Origin of the sequence: Spectribacter hydrogenoxidans (genome assembly GCF_031846275.1) — a bacterium.
In the GTDB taxonomy this organism is placed as follows: domain Bacteria; phylum Pseudomonadota; class Gammaproteobacteria; order Nevskiales; family Salinisphaeraceae; genus Spectribacter; species Spectribacter hydrogenoxidans.
This window is the reverse complement of the sequence record NZ_JAVRIB010000001.1, coordinates 240,487-260,003: the sequence shown is the minus strand read 5'-3', so window position 1 is coordinate 260,003 and position 19,517 is coordinate 240,487. Positions and strand designations below refer to the sequence as shown.

Below are 19,517 nucleotides of genomic sequence, written 5' to 3'. Positions count from 1 at the left end.
GCCGTTGCGGGTTTCATGTTTCGTGTTTCATGTTCGCTGCGCCGATCAGCGTGGCATTGGAAATGGCTGAGCGATGAGCCAGGAAATCAAGGTTCCGGACATTGGTGATTTCGATGCTGTCGAGGTTATCGAGGTACTGGTGGCGGTGGGCGACGAGGTAGCGGAAGAGCAGCCGCTGATCACGCTCGAATCCGACAAGGCCACCATGGAGGTTCCGGCCACGTCTGCCGGCAGAATCGCCGAGGTCAGGGTTGCGGAAGGCGACAAGGTTGGCGAGGGCGACGTGATTGTTGTCCTGGAGGACAGCGGTGGCGGTGCAGAAGAAAAAGAAACCGCAGATTCCGCCGATGACGCAGGCAAGAACAAAGACAAGGAAAACCAGTCAGCGGCGGCTCCGGTAGCGCCACGCGCCAGCACCCAACAGGAAACTCAAAACAGGAAACACGAAACGAGCGCCGAAGGTGCGCCCGACTGCGACCTGATCGTCCTCGGCGCCGGGCCCGGCGGCTACACCGCGGCCTTCCGCGCCGCCGATCTCGGTCTCGACGTGGTGCTGGTGGAACGCTACCCCGCGCTCGGCGGCGTTTGCCTGAATGTCGGCTGCATTCCCTCGAAGGCGCTGTTGCACGCCGCCAAGGTGGTGGATGACGCCGCCGTCATGGCTGACAAGGGCATTCTTTTCGGTAAGCCGGAAATCGAGCTCGACAAGCTCATGTCCTGGAAGACGTCGGTGGTCGAACGGTTGACCGGCGGTCTGGTCGGGCTGGCGAAGAAGCGCAAGGTCCGGGTCCTGCAGGGCACGGCCCGCTTCGAGGATGCACACCGCGTGGCCATCGAACACGGGGGCGAGACGCAGCACCTGAGCTTTGCCCACGCGATCGTGGCGGCCGGGTCGGAAGCGGTGATGCTGCCGGATGTGCCCGAGGACGAGCGCATCGTGACCTCCACCGGCGCCCTGTCGCCGACCGCCCTGCCCGACAGTCTGCTGGTGATTGGCGGCGGCATCATCGGGCTGGAAATGGCCAACGTCTACGCCTCCCTTGGCTGCAAGGTGGATGTGGTGGAGATGACGCCGGACCTGATTCCGGGCGCCGACCGCGATCTGGTCAAGCCGCTGGCCAGGCGCATGGCGCAGCGCTGCCGGCACTTGTGGACCAGCACGAAAGTCACCGGGGTGAAGGCCAATCCGAAGTCCCTGACCGTGTCCTTCGAGGGCAAGGATGCGCCGGATTCCGAGCGCTATGACCGGGTGCTGGTGGCGGTCGGCCGGCGGCCCAACGGCGGGCGCATCGGCGCCGATGCCGCCGGCGTTGCCGTCGACGAGCGCGGTTTCATTGCCGTTGATGCCCAGTGCCGGACCAATGTCGGCCACATCTTCGCCATCGGTGATATTACCGGGGAGCCACAACTGGCCCACCGCGCCAGCCACATGGGCAAGGTGGCGGCGGAAGTGGCCGCCGGACACAAGGCCGGTTTCGACGCCATCGGGATTCCCTCCGTGGTCTACACCGATCCGGAAGTGGCCTGGGTCGGGGTGACCGAGAAACAGGCCAAGGCCGACGGCATCGCGGTGGAAAAGGGCAGCTTCCCCTGGGCGGCCAGCGGCCGGGCCCTGGGCATGGGCGTCGACGAGGGGCTGACCAAGATTCTGTTCGACGGCGAGACCGGCCGGGTGGTCGGCGCCGGTGCCGTGGGGCCGGGGGCGGGCGAACTGATTGCCGAACTGGGTCTGGCCATTGAAATGGGCGCGGACGCCGAGGACATTGCCCTGACCGTGCATGCCCACCCGACGCTCTCGGAGACCGTGGGCATGGCGGCCGAGGCCTCCCTGGGCACGCTCACCGACCTGTACCTGCCCAAACGAGGCTGATGACGGGCGCCCTCAGGCGTTGTCAATGGTCAGTTCGCTACTGCCCGGCAGGCGCGTCACCAGATCCTTGTCCACCAGCTTGGACGGGGTGTAGGCCCCGCCCTCGACCTCGTTGTCCATCAGGTGCCGGCTGACCGCGATGGCGCCGTCGATAGTGACGGTGTAGCCGTTGGCAGTCTTCACCCGGGCCACACGGGTGTCGCCCCTGGCGTTGACCGCTTCACCCCAGACGAACGTGGGCTGCCGCTCGCGGGTGGCGGCGTCGGGCCCGGTAACCCGCTTGCCGACCTGCCCCTTGAGAAACGCCTGCACCGGTGACAACCCGAGCACCGGGCGTACCCAGTTGAGGCGCTTGACCTTCTTCACCAGACCCGGTGACGCGGGGATGTAGACCTCGATGTCGGGAATACCGGTGGTGTACCAGGCGGTGGCCACGTCGCCCCAGGGAATGGTCATGGCCAGTTTCTCGCCGTCGCCGAAGTCGATGCGGCGCACGCCGAAGGCCAGCGGCACGGTGGTGATGCCCCCGCCCTTGCGCACCTTGCCACCCCCGGCGAGACCCTCCACCGAGGATTTGGCCGTGCCCGGCGACATGCCGGACCGGGAATCGAAGCCCAGGGTCAGCCGGGTGGCGTCCGGCAGAACGTCGGCCAGATGGGCGGCCACGCAGTCGGTGGGAATCACGTCGAATCCCACGCCCGGGCACAGCGCTACGCCGGCCTCGCGGGCCAGCCAGTGCTGGCTGAAGGCGTGCTCGAACACCGCGATTTCGCCGGTGATGTCCAGATAATGCGTACCGCTGGTAATGCAGGCCTCGACCATCGGGGCCGAGGTCGCCGAGAACGGCCCGGCGCAATGCAGCAGCACGTCCACCTCGGCCAGCTCGCCGGCCAGGGCGATGGGGTCATCCAGCCCGAAGGCGCGGTGCGCCAGCCCCAGTTCCTCGCCCAGCGCCGCCACCGCCGCCGCGTTGCGGCCGGCCAGTATCGGGGTGAGTCCCTGCCGGCTCGCCTCGCGGGCGATCAGTTCGCCGGTATAGCCGTTGGCCCCGTAGATCATCCACTGCTTGTTCGACATTGCCGCGTTCCTATTGCGTGAAGCCGCGCGTGGCCTTGAGCACCGCCCGGAAAAATCCTTCCGGCGTGAGCCGCTTGAACCAATACTGCCGCCGTTCGGTGGCGTTGGGAATCACCATGAAGCGCCCGCCGGCCACGGCGGCATGCACCGCCTCGGCCACGTCGTCGGCGGTGATCGGGCTGCGTTCCATGAGCTTGCGCAGCACCTGCTGCTGCCGGGGGTGATGGGTGCGGAAGTTATCCATCAGATTGGTCTGGAAAAAGGCCGGGCAGACCACGCTGACGCCGACGCCGCGGTCGTACTCCTCGCCGCGCAGGGTTTCCGACAGCGACAGCACCCCCGCCTTGACGACGTTGTAGGCTGCCATCCCCGGCGATGAGGCGATGGCGGCGAACGAGGCCACATTCACCACGTGGCCCCGCGACGCCCGCACCAGCGGCAGCGCGTGACGGCAGCCGTTGACCACACCCATCAGGTTGATGTCGATCAGCCAGCGCCAGTCGTCCTCCGGGGTATCGGCCACCGTCCCGGCCGCGGCCACCCCGGCGTTATTCACCCAGACATCCACGCCGCCCCAGGCCGCAGTCAGGGCATCGACCAGCGCGGCGTAGTCGGCCTCGTTCCGGGTGTCCAGCGCGCGGGCCAGGCTTTCGCCGCCAGCGGCCTCAACCTCCCCGGCCACGGCGTCGGCGCGCTCGGGGTCGATGTCGGTGACCGCAACCCGGGCGCCGTCGCGGGCATAGCGAAGGGCAATGGCGCGACCGAGACCGCTGCCGGCGCCGGTGATGGCAATGCGGGTGGGCGAGGTCTGATTCATGCTGACGCCATGCGTTCCGGGATGCTATTTCGCGAGATTATCACGGCGTCATTCATCTATCGAACGTTCGTCCGATATTGACGGGCCGGGCGACACCGATTACCGTCCGCTCATGACCACTCTCACGCTCATCCGCCACGGGCAGGCCTCCTTCGGGCAGGCCAACTACGACGAGCTCTCGCCGCTCGGGCAGCGCCAGGCGCGTCTGACCGGCGCGCATCTGGCCCGCGTTGGCGCCGAGTTCGACGTGTGGCTGGCGGGCGATCTGCAGCGCCAGCAGGACACCGGCCGGCTGGCCGCCGAGGCCACTACGGCGGGCGGCGCGCCGACAGTAGAGCGGGAATCGGCCTTCAATGAGTACGATGCCGACGGCATTTTCCGTGCCTATCTGCCCATGGTGCTGGGAGAACAGCCGGAACTGGGCCAGCGCCAGCGGGAGCTTTTCACCGACCAGCGGTTGTTCCAGCGGGCCTTCGAGGGCGTGACCGCCAAGTGGCTGGCCGACACCCCGCACGACTCCCGGCCGTTCGAGAGCTGGAGCCACTTCCGTGCCCGGGTCGAGGACGGCCTCGACCGCCTGCACCGCGATCACGACCGCCACGCGCGGCTGGTTGCCTTCACCTCGGGCGGACCGGTCTCGGTGGCGGTGGCCAGTTGCCTGGGGCTGTCCCCGGCCCAGACCGTCGAACTCAACTGGGTCGTATTCAATGCCTCGGTCACCGAGCTGCGATCCACCCGGTCCGGCTGGCGGCTGATGGGCTTCAACAACACCACTCATCTGCGTCTGGAAAACGATCCGGACGTGATCACGCTGCGATAGCGCAGGAGGACGCCATGGATTTTTCCGTTTCCGATAGCACCCGCGAGATGCTCGACAAGGCCCAGGCCTTCGTCGATGAGCGCCTGATCCCGTTGGAACCCGAGGTCATGGGCCGTGACTGGCCCGAGATCGAGCCGCAGCTGAATGAGCTGCGCGCCGAGGTCAAGCAGATGGGCATGTGGGCCCCCAACCTGCCGACCGAGGTCGGTGGCATGGGTCTGTCACTGATGGATCTCGCTCTGTTGTCCGAGGTGATGGGCCAGACGCCGTTCGGGCATTTCTCGTTCGGGGCGCAGGCGCCCGATGCCGGCAACATGGAGCTGCTGCTGGAATTCGGTACCGACGATCAGAAGGAGCGCTTCCTCAAGCCGCTGGCCGCCGGGGACATCCGCTCCTGCTTTTCCATGACCGACAAGAACACGGCCGGCTCCAACCCCACTCTGCTCAAGGCCACCGCCGTGCGCGACGGCGACGAGTACGTGATCAACGGCCACAAGTGGTTCACGTCGTCCTATGACGGCTCCGCGTTTACGGTGGTGATGGCGGTGACCAATCCCGAGGCCGAGAAACATCTTCGGGCCTCGATGATCATCGTGCCCTCGGATCAGGACGGGGTGGAGTTCGTGCGCAACGCCCCGGTGATGGGCCACCCGGGCAGCGGCTGGTTCAGCCATGCGGAGCTGAAGTATCACGATGTCCGGGTGCCGGCGGCCAATATGCTCGGGCCGGAAGGCCAGGGCTTTCTGCTGGCGCAGAAGCGGCTGGGGCCGGGGCGCATCCACCACTGCATGCGCTGGCTGGGCATCTGCAAGCGGGCGCAGAAGCTGCTGTGCCGCCGGGCGCTGGAACGCGAGGTGGCCGACGGCCAGATGCTGGCCGATCAGCAGGCGGTGCAGTTCTGGATTGCCGAGAATGCCGCCGAGATCGAAGCGGCCCGGTCGATGGTGCTCAAGGCCGCCTGGACCGGCGACACCTACGGCTTCAAGGCCGCCCGCAACGAGATCGGCATGATCAAGTACTTCGTGGCCGGGGTGCTGCAGCGGGTGGTCGACCGGGCGCTGCAGGCGCACGGGGCGCTGGGCATGACCGACGACACGGTGCTGGCCTGGTACTACCGCGAGGAACGGGCCGCCCGTATCTATGACGGCCCGGACGAGGTGCACAAGCGCACCGTGGCCCGCCACGAGCTGGGCCGGGCGATGGCCTCGGGCTGATAGCGCGTGGTGCCGGCCGTGGCCAACCGCCGGGCGGCGGATGAACTGCGGGTGTTCCGGCGTGATGCCGGGGTGTCCATGACCGAGCTGTGCCGGGCGATCTACGCCGAACACGGCGACAGCGTGTCGGTGCAGAACGAAACCATCGCCGTGGCCAATCTGGCCAGAATTGTCGATGCCACCCTGGCCATCGCCAATCGCAAGGGGTTCGCGGCTATGAGCCTGCGGGACCTGGCGCGGCGCACCGGGCTGTCACTGGGCGGGCTCTACGCCTACTTCCAGAGCAAGGACGAACTGGTGGCGGTGATCCAGCGCCAGGGGCAGCGGCAGATCGAGCAGGTGCTGCGCCGGCAGGTGGATCAGCATGTTACCGCCCGTGCCCGGCTGGACGAGGCTATCCGGGCCCACGTGCTGCTCAGCGAGATCCTGCGGCCGTGGTTCGTGTTCCTCTACATGGAAGCCCGCCATCTGGGGCAGGCCGAGCGCCGCCAGGCGGTGGCGATGGAGGAGGCCACCGAGGAAATCTTCGCCGCCATCATCCGGGAAGGTCAGGCCGACGGCAGTTTCCGCGACACCGACGCGCTGGCCGCCGCCGCCATGCTCAAGGCGGTGCTGCAGGACTGGTATCTCAAGCACGGCAAGCACGGCCGCCGCGGCCAGACCGCCGCGGGCTATGCTCGTGCCGTGCAGGAACTGGCGACGCGCTATCTGGCGCCCACGCCCATGGAGGAAATCACCGTATGACCGACATCGATCACGCCACCGACATTCGCGAGGGCGAGGACCTGGATACCGCCGCGCTCGCGGCCTATTTCCGTGACGCCGCGCCGGAACTGGCGGGGGATCTGGCCATCCGCCAGTTTCCCGGCGGCGCGTCCAACCTGACCTACTCGCTGCAGGCCAATGGCCGCGAGTATGTGCTGCGGCGCCCGCCGTTCGGCAGCAATGTCGCCTCGGCCCACGACATGGGCCGGGAATTCGAGGTGCTCTCGCGGCTTCAGGGGGTGTTCGAGTACGCCCCGCGGCCGGTGGTCCACTGCACCGACGAGAGCGTGATCGGCGCCGAGTTCTACGTGATGGAACGTCTCACCGGCATCATCGTCCGCCGTGATCTGCCGGAGGGCATGAGCCTGTCGGCCGACCAGGCCGCGCGGCTGTGTGAATCGCTGCTGGATGTCCAGGCGGAACTGCACACCATTGATGTCGAGGCCGCTGGCATGGCCGATTTCGGCAAGCCCGCCGGCTATGTCGAGCGCCAGATTCGCGGCTGGAACAAGCGTTTTCGCAACGCCCGCACCGACGACGTGCCGGACTGCGAGCCGATCATGGCCTGGCTGGAGGACAAGATGCCGCGTGATCCCGGTCGGGCGGCAATCATCCACAACGATTACAAGCTGGATAACGTGGTGCTGGATCCGGACGACCCCACGCGCATCATCGGCGTGCTGGACTGGGAGATGGCCACCCTCGGTGATCCGGTGATGGATTTCGCCTGTTCGATGTCCTACTGGGTGCAGGCGGACGATCCGGAGACCCTCCAGGGGGTGCGCATGGGCCCGACCAATCTGCCCGGCATGCTCACCCGCGACCAGATGCTGGCCCGCTACCGGGAACGCACCGGCCTCGACGTCGACAACTGGGACTTCTACTACGTGTTCGGCGTGTTCCGGCTGATCGCCATCGTCCAGCAGATCTACAAGCGCTACAAGGAAGGCAAGACCCAGGACGAGCGCTTCAAGGCATTCCGGATATTCGTGCCGGTGCTGGGTGATGTCTGTCAGCGGGTGATCGACCAGTCGCGGCTTTGAGCGGCGTCTAGGCGAGACAAGCCACGAATCATGAACCGCGAAGGGCGCAAAGAACGCAAAGGGGCGTGGGTAAGGGATTCCTTTGCGCCCTTCGCGTTTAACGATCAAACGCATGGAGTTTGCAATGACCGATAGTACTTTCGATCTCACCGGCAAGACCGCCGTCATTACCGGCGCCTCGCGCGGGATCGGCGAGGCCGCCGCCCACCTGTTCGCCCGCCACGGCGCCCATGTGGTGGTGTCCGCGCGCAAGGCGGAAGGCTGCGAAGCGGTGGCCCAGGCCATCCGTGATACCGGCGGCCAGGCCACCGCCATGCCCTGTCACATCGGCGACCCGGCGGCCATGGACGCCTTCTTCGCCGACATCGAGAGCCGCTTCGATCGGCTGGACATCATGGTCAACAATGCCGCCACCAATCCCAGCTTCGGCCACATCCTGGATACCGACCTGGGCGCGGTCGGCAAGACGCTGGACGTCAACGTGCGCGGCTACTTCTATGCCTGCCAGCTGGCCGGGCGGATCATGAAGAAACAAGGCGGCGGGGCCATCGTCAACAACGCCTCCATCGCGGGCCTGACCCCCGGGCAGATGATGGGCATCTACTCGGTGACCAAGGCGGCGGTGATCAACATGACCAAGGCTTTCGCCAAGGAATGCGGCCAGTTCGGCATCCGCGTCAACGCCGTGGCGCCGGGCGTGACCGATACCAAGTTCGCCTCGGCGCTGGTCCACAACGAGCAGGTGCTCAACCAGTTCCTGCCCACCATTCCGCTCGGGCGGGTGGCCGAGCCGGCGGAAATCGCGCCCGCCATTCTGTTCCTGGCCAGCCCGGCGGCCAGCTATGTCAGCGGCTCCGTCTACGTGGTGGACGGCGGCTCCATCGCCTGACTGTCGCCCCCTCTGGTTCATCCCAAGGAGTTATCTCGCATGCGTCTGCATCAATTCGCCCAGTCCCCCAACCCGCGCCGCGTGCGCATCTTCATGGCCGAAAAGGGCATCCAGGACGTCGAGTTCGTGGAAGTGGACATCCGCGCCGGCGAGAATCTCTCGGATGCCTACCGGGCCAAGAATCCCCTCGGGGTGGTGCCGACCCTGGAGCTGGACGACGGCACTTGCATCGGCGAATCGGTCGCCATCTGCCGGTATCTGGAGGGCATAAAGCCGGAACCGTCACTGTTCGGCAGCGATCCGGTCAGCCAGGGCCGGATCGAGATGTGGAACCGCGGGGTGGAATTCAACGTGCTGCTGCAGGTGGCGATGAGCTTCCGCAACCTGTCGGGCATCTTTGCCGACCGCGAAAAGACATCCAAGGAATTCGGTGAGATCAGCCTGGAGCGTCTGGCCCAGGGGTTCGATCTGCTCGACCGGCGGCTGGCGGAAACCGAGTTCATGGCCGGCGACAGCTTCTCGGTGGCGGATATCACCGCCCTTTGCAGCGTGGATTTCGCCAGTGTGGTGAAGGTGCCGGTGGATGATCAGCGGCCGAACCTGCAGCGCTGGCATCAGGTGGTGTCGGCGCGCCCCAGTGCCGGGGCCTGAGCGTGTCGATGCCGCGCGGCCGGGCGAGAGCTGCGCATTCGGGTGGGTCGCCAGCGTGCTTGCTCCGGTAGCGTGGTTTGGGGAGAGGTGCTGCCGCTGACCCGCGTAGCACGCTGACCGACGATTCCGGTCGGCAACAATACCAATCACCGCGAGCGGGGGACCGGACCATGACACGCGTCGTGTTCAATTGGCGTGAGATCCGACCCGGAGGTGCCGCTGGATGTGTTCACCATCCCCCAGGGCGGGATGAACTGGCGAATCGACGAGCGTTCGGCATTCGCACTGGTGCTTTACGCCAACGGCGGACTGAATACCACCTACGACGACTTCGACAATCCCACCTGCCCGGAAGAAACCAGCGGGAAAGGCATCTACTGCGCGGGGGGCGCCGGCATCGACCTGGCCCAGTTTTTTCTGGCCCCGACCTACGCGCGCCAGATCACGGACCGTTTGCGCCTGGGCATCGCGCCGATTGTTGCCATCGAAACCATCCAGATCGAGGGACTGGCGGCGTTTGCCGCGGCCTCCCGTGCGCCGGACAGTCTGTCCGACAATGGCCACGATTATTCACTGGGCTACGGGGCCAAGCTGGGCGCACAGTTCGAGGCGCCTTATGGCCTGGCATTCGGTGCCGTCTACCAGACCAAAATCCGCGTCGACGAGTTCGATGGTTACCAGGGAATACTGCCGGACCGCGGGCGGCTCGACATTCCCGCCTATGCAAGCCTCGGCGTCGCCTGGCAGATGGACGCAATGTGGACGCTGTTGTTCGACGTGCAGCGGATCTTCTACAGCGGTGTCTCCGCGCAAGGCAACGAACCGGACAATCCCGGCCTGCCGGGTTCGGTCGGCGGGCCCGGATTCGGCTGGGAGGACAGCAGCGCCTACAAAGTGGGCGTCCGATACCAGCCGCCCGGCGCCTGGACCTGGCGGGCGGGATACGCCTACGTCCCCGATCCGCCGGTTGATCAGGATGAGCTATTCTTCAACATCCTTGCCCAGAGCATTCTCAAGCACAAGGTCGCGGCCGGCGCCAGCTGGCGACACAGCGAGCGGGTCTCGCTGGATTTGTCCCTGCTGGTCTCGTTCAAGAACGACATCGGCGGCCCCAACGCCCGTTTTCCGGAACAGAACATCAATGCTTCGCTGGAAGGCTACGAGCTCGATCTGAGCTGGCGGTACCGCTTCTGATTGCCGTGACGACTCATGGCTTGGGCAGCAGGTTCCCTGCGAATGCGATGCCGCGATCCAGCCAGGCGGCCAGGTCGGCGTCGTCTTCGATCCCGGCGGGGTCGACGGTGACGAAACCCCGCATCGGACGTCCGGTGAAGTCCATCTTCCGGGCATGGGGCAGCGCCAGTGCGCCCTCCCAGGCGGCCGGGCCGACGCGCACCACCAGCTCATCGCCCAGCACGGCAGCCAGCATGTTGCCGTTGATGAAGAAGGCCAGGCCGCCGAACATCGCCCGCGACTCGATGAAGGCATGGTCACGCAAGCAATCCGCAATGCGCTCGGTCAACCCGGTGTCATAGGCCACGTTCAGGCTCCCTTGAGCAATCGGGCAATCCGGACGGTTGCTCCGCCTGCTTTCATGGCGGATGCTACGCCGTCGCCTGATCCGGGCACACAGTTTTCAAACGCCGACGCGGTGCGCGTCGGTCAACAGGAGGAGACCACATCATGAAGTTGCTCAATTCGCTAGGCCCCAATCCCCGTCTGGTGCGCATGTTCATGCACGAGAAGGGCATCGAGTTGCCGCAGGTCGATCACGATCTGCTCGGCGGCGAGAACCGTGGCGACGCGTTCGTGAAGAAGAACCCGGCCGGTCAGGTCCCGGCGCTGGAACTGGATGACGGCACCGTGATCGGCGAAACCGTCGCCATCTGCGAGTACCTCGAGGAAAAGCACCCCAGCCCGGCCCTGATCGGCAGCACCCCGGAAGAGCGGGTCAACACTCGCATGTGGGTACGCCGCGTGGAGCTCAACATCACCGAGTTCCTGCTCAACGGCTTCCGTTTCGCCGAGGGCTATGACCTGTTCAAGGATCGTACGATGTGCCTGCCCGAGGCCGCCGACGGCCTGAAGAAGAAGGGTCAGGCCGGGCTTGCCTGGCTGGACGATCTGATGGCCGACCGTGAGTACGTGGCCGGCAACAAGATGACCCTGGCCGACATCGTGCTTTATTGCCATCTGGACTTCGTGGCCAGCGTGGGTCAGCCGCTTGACCCGGGGCTGAAGAACGTCAGCCGCTGGTTCGACAGCATGAACGCTCGTGCCAGTGCCGAGGCCACCATTGCCCCGAACTGGCAGGAACTGGGCATGCGCGTCTAGCCGCATCCGCTTGGCGCAACGCCCCCGCGCGACTAATGGCGCGGGGGTCGTTTGCGCCGTTCAGTATTGGTCGAGCAGGCTGATCAGTTCGTCGGTACGCACACGCATCAGCCCGGCATCGGCCCGGGTCTCCACATTCAGGCGCACCACCGGCTCGGTATTGGACTTGCGCAGGTTGAAGCGCCAGTCGGCGAAATCCATCGACAGCCCGTCGACGTGCTCTACCCGCTCGGCCTGCGCGGCGTAATGCGCTTCCAGTCCGGCCAGGGCCGCATCCGGGTCGCCGATCTCGCGGTTGATCTCCCCGCTGGCGGGAAACGCCGCCACCCGTTCATTGACCAGCGACGACAGTGATTGCCCGGTTTCCGACATCAGCTGCGCCACCATCAGCCAGGGCAGATGCCCGTTGTCGGCATAGGCGAAGCTGCGGAAGTAGTGGTGGGCGCTCATCTCGCCGCCGTAGGCGGCATCCTCCTCGCGCATCCGCTGCTTCATGAAGGAGTGGCCGGATTTGGACTGCACCGGCACGCCGCCCATCTGTTTCACCAGTTCGATGGTGTTCCAGGTCAGACGCGGGTCGTGGACGATGCGCGCGCCCGGCTCCATGGCCAGCAGCATGCGGGCGATCAGCGCGACCAGGTAATAGCCTTCGATGAACTCGCCGGTTTCGTCGAAGAAGAAACAGCGGTCGAAATCCCCGTCCCAGGCCAGGCCCAGGTCGGCGCCGGCCTCGCGCACCGCTGCTGCGGTGGCCTCGCGGTTCTCCGGCAGCAGCGGATTGGGAATGCCGTTGGGCAGCTCCCCGTCCGGCTCGAAGTGCACCCGCGTGACCGCGAACGGCAGCCGCTTTTCCAGTTCCGCCATTACCAAGCCGGCGCAACCGTTGCCGGGGTTGGCCACGATCTTCAGCGGCTTGAGACTGGCCGGGTCGATCTGGCTGACCAGGAAATCGATATAGCCTGGGCGGTGATCCAGCGGCTGGCGCTGCCCGGGCCGTGATGCGTCCGTAAAGTGGTCGGCATGAACCAGGTCCTCGATGTCGAACAGACCGGTATCCGCGGAGATCGGTCGGGCCAGCTCGCGCACGAACTTCATGCCGTTGTAGTCACGCGGATTGTGGCTGGCGGTCACCATGATCCCGCCATCGGCGTTTTCGTTGAACGTGGCGTAGTAGACCTCTTCGGTGCCGCACAAACCGATGTCCAGCACATCCGCCCCGGCCAGCTGCAGCCCCTCGGCCAGGGCGTCCGCCAGCGCCGGGCTGGACAGGCGCATGTCACGCCCGACCACCACGGTCTCCGCACGCCGGTGGGCTACGAACGCCCGGCCGATGCGGCGAGCCATGTCGGCATCCAGCTCGTCCGGCACCCGGGCCCGGATGTCGTAGGCCTTGAAGAACGGATAGTGCCGGCCCATCAGGCGGATTTCCTCTTGCTGTTCTCGCCGGCGCGGCCGTAGATGTCGTCGTAGCGCACGATGTCGTCCTCGCCCAGATAGCTGCCGGACTGGACCTCGATCAGCACCAGATCGACCTTGCCGGGGTTCTCCAGCCGATGGACCGTGCCCAGCGGGATGTAGGTGGACTGGTCTTCGGTGAGCAGGGTCTGCTCCTCGCCCCGGGTAACCAGGGCCGTACCCTGCACCACCACCCAGTGCTCGGCGCGGTGGTGGTGTTTCTGGAGCGACAGGCGCCCACCGGGAGGCACGATGATGCGCTTGACCTGGAATCGTTCGCCGGCGGCGATGGCCTCGTAGCTGCCCCAGGGTCGGTAGACCTTGCGATGCTCGGTGGCTTCCCGGCGATTGTCATCGCGCAGACGGGCGACCACCGCCTTGATGTCCTGTTCCCGGTCCCGATCGGCCACCAGCACGGCATCGTCGGTGGCCACCACCAGGGTGTTGTGCAGTCCCAGCGTGGTGACCAGTCGGCCGTCGCTGTGGACCACACAGTCGTGAGTATCGGTCAGCAACACGTCGCCGTGACAGTAGTTGTGGTCGGCATCGACGCCGGCCGCCTCCGCCACGCTGCCCCAGCTGCCCAGGTCGCTCCAGCCGGCGTCCAGAGCCACCACAGCAGCATGTTCGGTCTTCTCCATCACCGCGTAGTCGATCGACTCACTGCGGCAAGCAGCAAAGGCGTCGTCGTCCAGGCGCAGGAAGTCGCGGTCGCGTTCGGCGCCTGCATGGGCAGCCCGGGCACTTTCGAGCAGATCCGGCGCATGCACCGCCAGGGCATCGAGATAGGCCTGGGCCGGAAACAGGAACATCCCGCTGTTCCAGAGATAGTCGCCGCTGTCGAGGTAGGCCGTCGCGGTGGCGCGGTCCGGCTTCTCCACGAAGGCCGCCACCCGGGCCACGCCGCCGAGCAGGCTGTCGCCGCGCCGGATGTAGCCGTAGCCGGTTTCCGGGCTGGTCGGCGTGACGCCGAAGGTGGTCAGATAGCCGCTTGCCGCGGCTTCGCTGGCGATGGCGACAGCCGCCGTGAAGGCGTCAGCATCTGCCATGACGTGATCGGAGGGAAGAATCAGTAGCTGGCTGTCGGGGCCGTGAGCGGCCAGCGCCTCGATGGCGGCAGCGGCAGCGGCCGGGGCAGTGTTACGCCCGGCGGGTTCCAGCATCACCATCCCCGGCGTGCCGGCCTGTCGCAGCTGTTCGGCGATCAGAAAGCGGTGGGCCTCGCGGCCAACCACCAGCGGGACGGCCGCATTTTCAACGCCTGCTACCCGCCGCGCGGTCTCGGCCAGCAGCGTTCTTTCGCCGGTCAGCGGCAGGAACTGCTTGGGGCGGGCGTCGCGAGAAAGCGGCCACAACCGGGTACCGGCGCCGCCGGCGAGAATTACGGGAACAATCATGGCGTAAGCCCTTCCAGTCGGTTGGCGAAAGTTTGCCTTGCACCCGCATAAAAGGCCAACGTGATCATGTGCCCGGCAAGGCCTGGGCGGTTTTCGGTCATGTATACTCGGGCGCATTCACGCGGCATGTTCCGCTGGCACGCCCGCCGCCGGTGCGGCGAGCCGGGCGCGAGTCGGCGAAGGAGAATGGGTTTGGCTATGGATGCGTGCAAGGGATTGGGCGCGACGCTGCTACTGGCCGCACTGCTGGGGCCTGGCAGCGTGCTGGCGAATGCCGAGGCCATCGTGGAAAAGCTGGCCGCAGGTGACAGCGCCGCCGCCCTGGACATGGCGGAACAGGCGCTGGCATCCAACCCCGGCGAGAGCCGGTTGCGGTTTCTGAAGGCACGGGCACTGGCCCAGGCTGGTGACACCGATGCCGCCATCAATTTGTTCGGCGAACTGGCCCGCGAGCACCCCGATCGTCCCGAGCCCGCCAACAATCTGGCCGTGCTGTACTCTCGCCAGAACGATTACGAACAGGCCCGCCGGTGGCTGGAAGCGGCGATGGAAACGCATCCGGCCTATGCCACGGCGCATCGCAATCTGGGCGATGTCTACACGGCCCTGGCCGCCGTCGCCTACAGCAAGGCACTTGATCCGGAGGGCCGGCCGGAAGATCTCGGCGTTCAGCTTGAGATGGTGTCGAGCTTCGATGGCCGCCGCGAGGCCGCGGCCCCGCCGCAGGTGGTGGACGCGCCGGCGCCGACCCCGGAACCCGCCCTGCCGCCCGGTGACGAGGCGCCGGAAATGTCGCCCGACGAGGAGCCGGTTACCGCGGCAACAGCGGACGAGGATGAAGCTGATCACGATGTAAGGGCTGCAATCCGCGCCAGTGTGCAGCAGTGGGCCCGCGCCTGGTCTGAGCAGGATGTAGAGGCCTATCTGGGCAGCTATGCTGCCGACTTCCGCCCCGCTGACGGCCGCAGCCGCACAGCCTGGGCTGACAATCGGCGTGAGCGGGTCGCTGCGCCTGAACGAATCCGCGTCGGCATCGACGACTTCCGTATCACGCTGCTTGATGATGCCACCGCTGAAATCAGCTTCCGCCAGCATTACCAATCCGATACCTACGAGGATCGCGTTCGCAAGACCCTCCTGATGGCGCGCACGGACGATGGCTGGCAGATACTTCGGGAAACCGACGAACCGCTCTAGGCCGGGCCCGGTGGTCGCGGCCGCACGGCTTTGGCTGGCGATCGGCTTCGGCGCCGCCGGGGTGGCGGCGGCCCAGGCGCCATCGACCTTGCCCCACCATGCCGAAACGGAAAACCGCGTGGTTGACGTGCTGGCGGAGTGGCGCCGCGGCCACTACGGCCGGGTGGAACGCATGTTGTTCCGCCTGAAGTCGGACCGGCCGGACTTCCGGCTCGCCCATTTCTTGCACGCGGAGCTTTTGCGGGCTCGCAGCGGCCGGGCCGATATCTGGGCGCCGCCGGCCAGCGACCGCCAGCATGCCCTGATCGAGGAGGCACGCTCGCGCTGGCAGCATCGGCGTTTCCGCCCGCCGCCCGAGGCGGTTCCCGATGCCGTGCTGCAGCTGGCGCCGGTCTTCCGTCACGTGCTGGTGGCAGATCTGGCGCGTAACCGACTGTATGTGTTCCGCAACGGCGAGGCCGGACTTGACCTGGTGGCCGACTTCTACGCCAGCATCGGTGCGGCCGGTTTCGGCAAGCAGTTCGAGGGCGACCTGCGCACGCCGCTGGGCGTGTATCACGTTACCGAATTCAAACCCGACGATGAACTGCCGGAACTCTACGGCGACGGCGCGTTTCCGGTGGATTATCCCAACAGCTGGGATCGCTACTACGGCCGCACCGGGTACGGCATCTGGGTGCACGGGGTGCCCCGGGACACCTATAACCGCGCCCCGCGTGCCAGCGAGGGCTGTGTGGTAGTGGCCAACAGCGATCTCAATGCCCTGCACGAGTATATTCGCCCGGGCATCACCCCGATCGTGTTTGCCGAGCAACTGGACTGGCTCAGCCTTGATGAAGCGGCACAGGCCCGGCGAGAGGTGCGCGACGCGGTGGTGGCCTGGCAGCAGGATCGGAATGCCCCGGATGCACCGGATCGCACACGGCGCTACGCCGCGAATTTCGTCAGTGCCGACGGTCTGGGCCGCCAGCAGTTCGTCAGGCTGATCCGGGATGATGCGCCGGCTCTAGCCGATCTCCCCATGGATCCTGGACAAGTAAGCATTTATCGGTATCCGGGGGAGTCTGACCTGGTGCTGGTCTCGTTCACCCGCGATGCCGGGGTGTCCACCGGCTCACCGGTCTACCGTCAGCAGTACTGGCGGCGTCAGCCAGATGGCGGCTGGCAGATCATTCACGAGGCGGTCCGCGCCGAAGACCAGACTGCCATGGCCCCGTGACCGCGCCGCGGCCGGGGGGTCGCGTCAGTCGCGCGCCCGGTCGAGAAGAAAATCGGCGGTATCCAGCATCGGCTGGTAGCCACCGGTTTGCCGCGGATTGGTCCAGAACCGGCCGGCAACGCCGAGGCTGGGTACCGCGGTCACGCCGTAGGCTCGCATCAGGCGGGTGGCGTTGGCCACGCGCTCATCGACGGCCTCGCTGTTGAAGGCTTCGTCGAAGGCTTCGCCCGCCACGCCCTGTTCCACGAAGAAGGCCCGGATGTCGTCAGTGGCCACCAGCCGGCGGCCCGCCTGGTGGATGCCGTCGAAGAAGGCTTCGTGAAACGCCTGCCCCAGATCCAGCGCCTTCGCGGTGTAGAACACCCGGGCGTAGATCGGGCCGGCCTGGCCGAACGTCGCCGGCACCCGGCGGAAGGTCACGTCGTCGGCCAACTCGCTCGCCCACTCGGTGACCATCGGGTCGAATTCGTAACAGTGCGAGCAGCCGTAGACAAAGAATTCGATCACTTCCAGCTGTCCGGCCTCGGCCCGGGTCGGAGCGGAGGCTTCCAGCGCGGTGTAGTGCTCACCGGCCACGTATCGCGCCGGGAACTGTGCGTTGGCAACGGTGGCGGTGATCAGTCCTGCCGCCAGCGCCAGAATCAGGCCGGCCCGGCTCACGGCGATGCCTTGCCGCGCGGCGCCAGGCCCTGGATATAGCTGGTCAGGGCCTGGATATCCTCGTCCGCCAGTTCCGCGGCAACGCCACTCATGATCGCAGCGGCCGGGTAACCCTGCTCGCCCTCACGGTAGGCCTTCAGTCGCGTGCTCAGGTAGTCTGCGTGCTGGCCGGCGATGCGCGGATACGCCGCCGCCGCGTTACCCTGTCCGGCTGGACCGTGACAACCGGCGCAGGCGGGGACGCCGGCTTCTTCATCGCCGGCGTGATACAGCTTGCTGCCGCGATCGACCTGTTCCGGGTCGGCCACGCCCGGCGTCATGCTATTGCCCGCATAGTGAGTGGCGAGGTCCTTCATGTCCTGGTCGGACAGATTGGCCACCTGCCCCTGCATGACCGCGTTCGCGCGGTCACCGCTCTTGAAGTGTTTGAGCTGCTGATACAGATAGGCACTGCTCTGCCCGGCAATTTTCGGCCACTGCGCATTGCTGCTGTTGCCGTCGCCGCCGTGACAGGCGGCGCAGGGAGCGGCTTTTTCGGCCCCGGCCTCCGGGTCACCGTCGACAAACGGATCGGCATGGACCATCGACGCGGTCATCACGAGACCGGAGGCAATGAGCATTCGCATGGACATGTGGCGTTAAACTCCCGAAATTGTTCGCCAGTGATTCCCCGGCGATGAGCCCGCCGGCAGCGGTGGTCGTCGCGGCGGTGGCTGGTGCGACGGCACGGCAGCGAGGTTTGCAGCGTGAATTGTATAACACCCCACCCGTTCCTGACATCGTACCGGGGCCTCCGGCCGGACATCGCATGAACGGCAACCGGTCCGACAATCCCATGGCCGGTGCGCAGTTTCTGACCTCCGCGGCCGATCTGCGCGGCCTGCCCGCCGAGGAGGCGCCGGAGGTAGCCTTTGCGGGCCGCTCCAACGCCGGCAAGTCCAGCGCCATCAATGCCATGTGCGGCCGGCGCAACCTTGCCCGCATCAGCAAGACGCCCGGCCGCACTCAGTTGCTGAATTTCTTCACCCTGGGCGAGGGCCTGCTGGTGGATCTTCCCGGCTACGGCTTTGCCCGGGTGCCGCCGCGGGTCCGGGCGGCCTGGCAGCGGATGGTGGAGGGGTATCTCACCGGCCGCCCGCAGCTGCGGGGTGTGGTGCTGATGATGGACGTGCGGCATCCCCTGACCGAATTCGATGCCCAGTTACTGGACTGGGGGGGCGGGGTCGGGCTGGCATTTCACGTGTTGCTGACCAAGGCTGACAAGCTCTCCCGCAACCAGCAGATCAAGACCCTGCGCGAGGTTCAGAAGGCGTTGCCAGCACATGGTGTGCAGCTGTTTTCGGCCACCCGGCAGATTGGCGTCGCGGATGCGCGCATGCGGGTGGCGCGATGGCTCGAATCGAACAGGTTGTAAATAAGAATAATTCGTAATACGTTCTACTTGCCATTTGCCAAATGCTGGTAGAAAACCATGAGCTACGACATCGAAGCTTGGCTTGCCGCCGACGGCAGCCCGCGACTGCAACTCATCGACGCCGATTCCGGCAGCGTGCGGTTGGTCTGGGGTGACTGCCCCAAGGCGGAAAGTGACTCGAATCAGGCATTGAAGGGCCTGTTCAGGGAACTGATGCTGCTTTCCGCGCTGCAGCGGCTCGAGCAGCGACATTGAGCCACCCCGTTCGGCTCCGGGAAGAACGCTTTTCCGGGCATGCAAAAAAATGCCCCGGCGATAGGGGGAAAACCGCCGGGGCGCCAATTCCGGTTGGGGGGAAACCGGATTGGTTACCGCTCAGGGAGAACAAGCGGGTAAGCATTGCATGCTTACATGGGATGAGACCGATGCTTGTCGCAGGAGTTCCGCGTGGGCGCATGATTCCGGCATCCGAGTCACGGTAACGCCTGAAATCAGCGATCTGCGCCCGGCGAATCGCAGGCGCATGCAATCGACTGGAGATCACGAAGGCTGGCAGGCGCACGGCGCGCAAGCCTTGCGCCGGACAAAAAAATGCCCCGGTGGCAGGGGGAATACCACCGGGGCAACTTCTCCGGTCTTGGGGGGAACCGGATTGGTTACCGCTCAGGGAGAACAAGCGGGTAAGCAGCATTTGC

20 protein-coding genes are annotated in these 19,517 nt (G+C 66.2%); 13 read left to right on the top strand and 7 right to left on the bottom strand.

Annotated features, from left to right (window positions below):
- The first annotated feature begins 73 nt into the window (after positions 1–73).
- A complete protein-coding gene (gene lpdA / locus RM532_RS01215) occupies positions 74–1,870 on the top strand; it encodes a dihydrolipoyl dehydrogenase (protein WP_349255233.1) in 1,797 nt (598 codons plus the stop codon).
- 12 nt (positions 1,871–1,882) lie between these two features.
- Here the strand turns inward: lpdA and RM532_RS01210 are convergent, their stop codons facing one another.
- Both RM532_RS01210 and RM532_RS01205 read right to left on the bottom strand, forming a co-directional pair.
- Positions 1,883–2,947 carry a saccharopine dehydrogenase family protein gene (locus tag RM532_RS01210; RefSeq protein WP_311651277.1) on the bottom strand — a complete coding sequence of 355 codons (1,065 nt, stop codon included), beginning with the start codon at positions 2,945–2,947 and terminating at the stop codon, positions 1,883–1,885.
- Between the two features lie 10 nt (positions 2,948–2,957).
- Positions 2,958–3,764, bottom strand: coding sequence for an SDR family oxidoreductase (locus tag RM532_RS01205; RefSeq protein WP_311651276.1), 807 nt, complete (start codon positions 3,762–3,764; stop codon positions 2,958–2,960).
- Between the two features lie 112 nt (positions 3,765–3,876).
- Between RM532_RS01205 and RM532_RS01200 the strand changes: the two genes are divergently transcribed.
- The 7 genes from RM532_RS01200 (at position 3,877) to RM532_RS01170 (ending at position 10,340) form a co-directional block, all read left to right on the top strand.
- Entirely contained in the window at positions 3,877–4,584 is a 708-nt protein-coding gene (locus tag RM532_RS01200) for a histidine phosphatase family protein (RefSeq protein ID WP_311651275.1), read from the top strand.
- A 14-nt stretch (positions 4,585–4,598) separates the two neighbouring features.
- Complete coding sequence (locus tag RM532_RS01195; RefSeq protein WP_311651273.1) at positions 4,599–5,798, top strand: acyl-CoA dehydrogenase family protein; 1,200 nt, start codon at positions 4,599–4,601, stop codon at positions 5,796–5,798.
- Between the two features lie 6 nt (positions 5,799–5,804).
- Complete coding sequence (locus tag RM532_RS01190) at positions 5,805–6,542, top strand: TetR/AcrR family transcriptional regulator (RefSeq protein ID WP_311651272.1); 738 nt, start codon at positions 5,805–5,807, stop codon at positions 6,540–6,542.
- Positions 6,539–7,606: a phosphotransferase family protein gene (locus RM532_RS01185; RefSeq protein WP_311651271.1), complete on the top strand. Its 1,068-nt coding sequence runs from the start codon at positions 6,539–6,541 to the stop codon at positions 7,604–7,606. The genes RM532_RS01190 and RM532_RS01185 overlap by 4 nt, the downstream gene beginning before the upstream one ends.
- A 124-nt stretch (positions 7,607–7,730) precedes the next feature.
- On the top strand, positions 7,731–8,495 hold the full coding sequence (locus tag RM532_RS01180; protein ID WP_311651270.1) for an SDR family oxidoreductase: 765 nt from the start codon (positions 7,731–7,733) through the stop codon (positions 8,493–8,495).
- A gap of 39 nt (positions 8,496–8,534) precedes the next feature.
- Positions 8,535–9,146: a glutathione S-transferase family protein gene (locus tag RM532_RS01175; protein WP_311651269.1), complete on the top strand. Its 612-nt coding sequence runs from the start codon at positions 8,535–8,537 to the stop codon at positions 9,144–9,146.
- A 195-nt stretch (positions 9,147–9,341) separates the two neighbouring features.
- A complete protein-coding gene (locus tag RM532_RS01170; protein WP_311651268.1) occupies positions 9,342–10,340 on the top strand; it encodes an OmpP1/FadL family transporter in 999 nt (332 codons plus the stop codon).
- A gap of 13 nt (positions 10,341–10,353) precedes the next feature.
- Here the strand turns inward: RM532_RS01170 and RM532_RS01165 are convergent, their stop codons facing one another.
- Positions 10,354–10,686, bottom strand: coding sequence for a TfoX/Sxy family protein (locus tag RM532_RS01165; protein WP_311651267.1), 333 nt, complete (start codon positions 10,684–10,686; stop codon positions 10,354–10,356).
- 143 nt (positions 10,687–10,829) lie between these two features.
- Between RM532_RS01165 and RM532_RS01160 the strand changes: the two genes are divergently transcribed.
- Positions 10,830–11,480 carry a glutathione S-transferase family protein gene (locus tag RM532_RS01160; protein ID WP_311651266.1) on the top strand — a complete coding sequence of 217 codons (651 nt, stop codon included), beginning with the start codon at positions 10,830–10,832 and terminating at the stop codon, positions 11,478–11,480.
- Between the two features lie 60 nt (positions 11,481–11,540).
- Here the strand turns inward: RM532_RS01160 and RM532_RS01155 are convergent, their stop codons facing one another.
- Together RM532_RS01155 and RM532_RS01150 are read right to left on the bottom strand one after the other, a co-directional pair.
- A complete protein-coding gene (locus tag RM532_RS01155) occupies positions 11,541–12,896 on the bottom strand; it encodes a phosphohexomutase domain-containing protein (protein ID WP_311651265.1) in 1,356 nt (451 codons plus the stop codon).
- A complete protein-coding gene (locus RM532_RS01150; protein WP_311651264.1) occupies positions 12,896–14,332 on the bottom strand; it encodes a mannose-1-phosphate guanylyltransferase/mannose-6-phosphate isomerase in 1,437 nt (478 codons plus the stop codon). Before RM532_RS01150 ends, RM532_RS01155 begins: the two co-directional genes overlap by 1 nt.
- 198 nt (positions 14,333–14,530) lie before the next feature.
- On the opposite strand from RM532_RS01150, the gene RM532_RS01145 reads away from it, so the two are divergent.
- Together RM532_RS01145 and RM532_RS01140 are read left to right on the top strand one after the other, a co-directional pair.
- A complete protein-coding gene (locus RM532_RS01145; protein WP_311651263.1) occupies positions 14,531–15,529 on the top strand; it encodes a tetratricopeptide repeat protein in 999 nt (332 codons plus the stop codon).
- A gap of 10 nt (positions 15,530–15,539) precedes the next feature.
- Positions 15,540–16,748 (top strand): L,D-transpeptidase family protein, encoded by a 1,209-nt coding sequence (locus tag RM532_RS01140; protein ID WP_311651262.1) that lies wholly within the window; start codon positions 15,540–15,542, stop codon positions 16,746–16,748.
- 24 nt (positions 16,749–16,772) lie between these two features.
- On the opposite strand, the gene RM532_RS01135 is transcribed toward RM532_RS01140, so the two are convergent.
- Positions 16,773–17,408 carry a thiol:disulfide interchange protein DsbA/DsbL gene (locus RM532_RS01135; RefSeq protein ID WP_311651261.1) on the bottom strand — a complete coding sequence of 212 codons (636 nt, stop codon included), beginning with the start codon at positions 17,406–17,408 and terminating at the stop codon, positions 16,773–16,775.
- Positions 17,405–18,040 carry a c-type cytochrome gene (locus tag RM532_RS01130; protein WP_311651260.1) on the bottom strand — a complete coding sequence of 212 codons (636 nt, stop codon included), beginning with the start codon at positions 18,038–18,040 and terminating at the stop codon, positions 17,405–17,407. Before RM532_RS01130 ends, RM532_RS01135 begins: the two co-directional genes overlap by 4 nt.
- A gap of 176 nt (positions 18,041–18,216) precedes the next feature.
- Between RM532_RS01130 and yihA the strand changes: the two genes are divergently transcribed.
- Both yihA and RM532_RS01120 read left to right on the top strand, forming a co-directional pair.
- On the top strand, positions 18,217–18,822 hold the full coding sequence (yihA, locus tag RM532_RS01125; protein ID WP_311651259.1) for a ribosome biogenesis GTP-binding protein YihA/YsxC: 606 nt from the start codon (positions 18,217–18,219) through the stop codon (positions 18,820–18,822).
- A gap of 57 nt (positions 18,823–18,879) precedes the next feature.
- Positions 18,880–19,077, top strand: coding sequence for a hypothetical protein (locus RM532_RS01120; RefSeq protein WP_311651258.1), 198 nt, complete (start codon positions 18,880–18,882; stop codon positions 19,075–19,077).
- The last annotated feature ends 440 nt before the right edge of the window (positions 19,078–19,517 follow it).

Excerpts from the sequence above, each read along its gene's own strand:
- lpdA (WP_349255233.1), top strand. The coding sequence starts at position 74 with ATGAGCCAGGAAATCAAGGTTCCGGACATTGGTGATTTCGATGCTGTC.
- RM532_RS01210 (WP_311651277.1), bottom strand. The coding sequence starts at position 2,947 with ATGTCGAACAAGCAGTGGATGATCTACGGGGCCAACGGCTATACCGGC.
- RM532_RS01205 (WP_311651276.1), bottom strand. The coding sequence starts at position 3,764 with ATGAATCAGACCTCGCCCACCCGCATTGCCATCACCGGCGCCGGCAGC.
- RM532_RS01200 (WP_311651275.1), top strand. The coding sequence starts at position 3,877 with ATGACCACTCTCACGCTCATCCGCCACGGGCAGGCCTCCTTCGGGCAG.
- RM532_RS01195 (WP_311651273.1), top strand. The coding sequence starts at position 4,599 with ATGGATTTTTCCGTTTCCGATAGCACCCGCGAGATGCTCGACAAGGCC.
- RM532_RS01185 (WP_311651271.1), top strand. The coding sequence starts at position 6,539 with ATGACCGACATCGATCACGCCACCGACATTCGCGAGGGCGAGGACCTG.
- RM532_RS01180 (WP_311651270.1), top strand. The coding sequence starts at position 7,731 with ATGACCGATAGTACTTTCGATCTCACCGGCAAGACCGCCGTCATTACC.
- RM532_RS01175 (WP_311651269.1), top strand. The coding sequence starts at position 8,535 with ATGCGTCTGCATCAATTCGCCCAGTCCCCCAACCCGCGCCGCGTGCGC.
- RM532_RS01160 (WP_311651266.1), top strand. The coding sequence starts at position 10,830 with ATGAAGTTGCTCAATTCGCTAGGCCCCAATCCCCGTCTGGTGCGCATG.
- RM532_RS01155 (WP_311651265.1), bottom strand. The coding sequence starts at position 12,896 with ATGGGCCGGCACTATCCGTTCTTCAAGGCCTACGACATCCGGGCCCGG.
- RM532_RS01150 (WP_311651264.1), bottom strand. The coding sequence starts at position 14,332 with ATGATTGTTCCCGTAATTCTCGCCGGCGGCGCCGGTACCCGGTTGTGG.
- RM532_RS01145 (WP_311651263.1), top strand. The coding sequence starts at position 14,531 with ATGGATGCGTGCAAGGGATTGGGCGCGACGCTGCTACTGGCCGCACTG.
- RM532_RS01130 (WP_311651260.1), bottom strand. The coding sequence starts at position 18,040 with ATGTCCATGCGAATGCTCATTGCCTCCGGTCTCGTGATGACCGCGTCG.
- yihA (WP_311651259.1), top strand. The coding sequence starts at position 18,217 with ATGAACGGCAACCGGTCCGACAATCCCATGGCCGGTGCGCAGTTTCTG.
- RM532_RS01120 (WP_311651258.1), top strand. The coding sequence starts at position 18,880 with ATGAGCTACGACATCGAAGCTTGGCTTGCCGCCGACGGCAGCCCGCGA.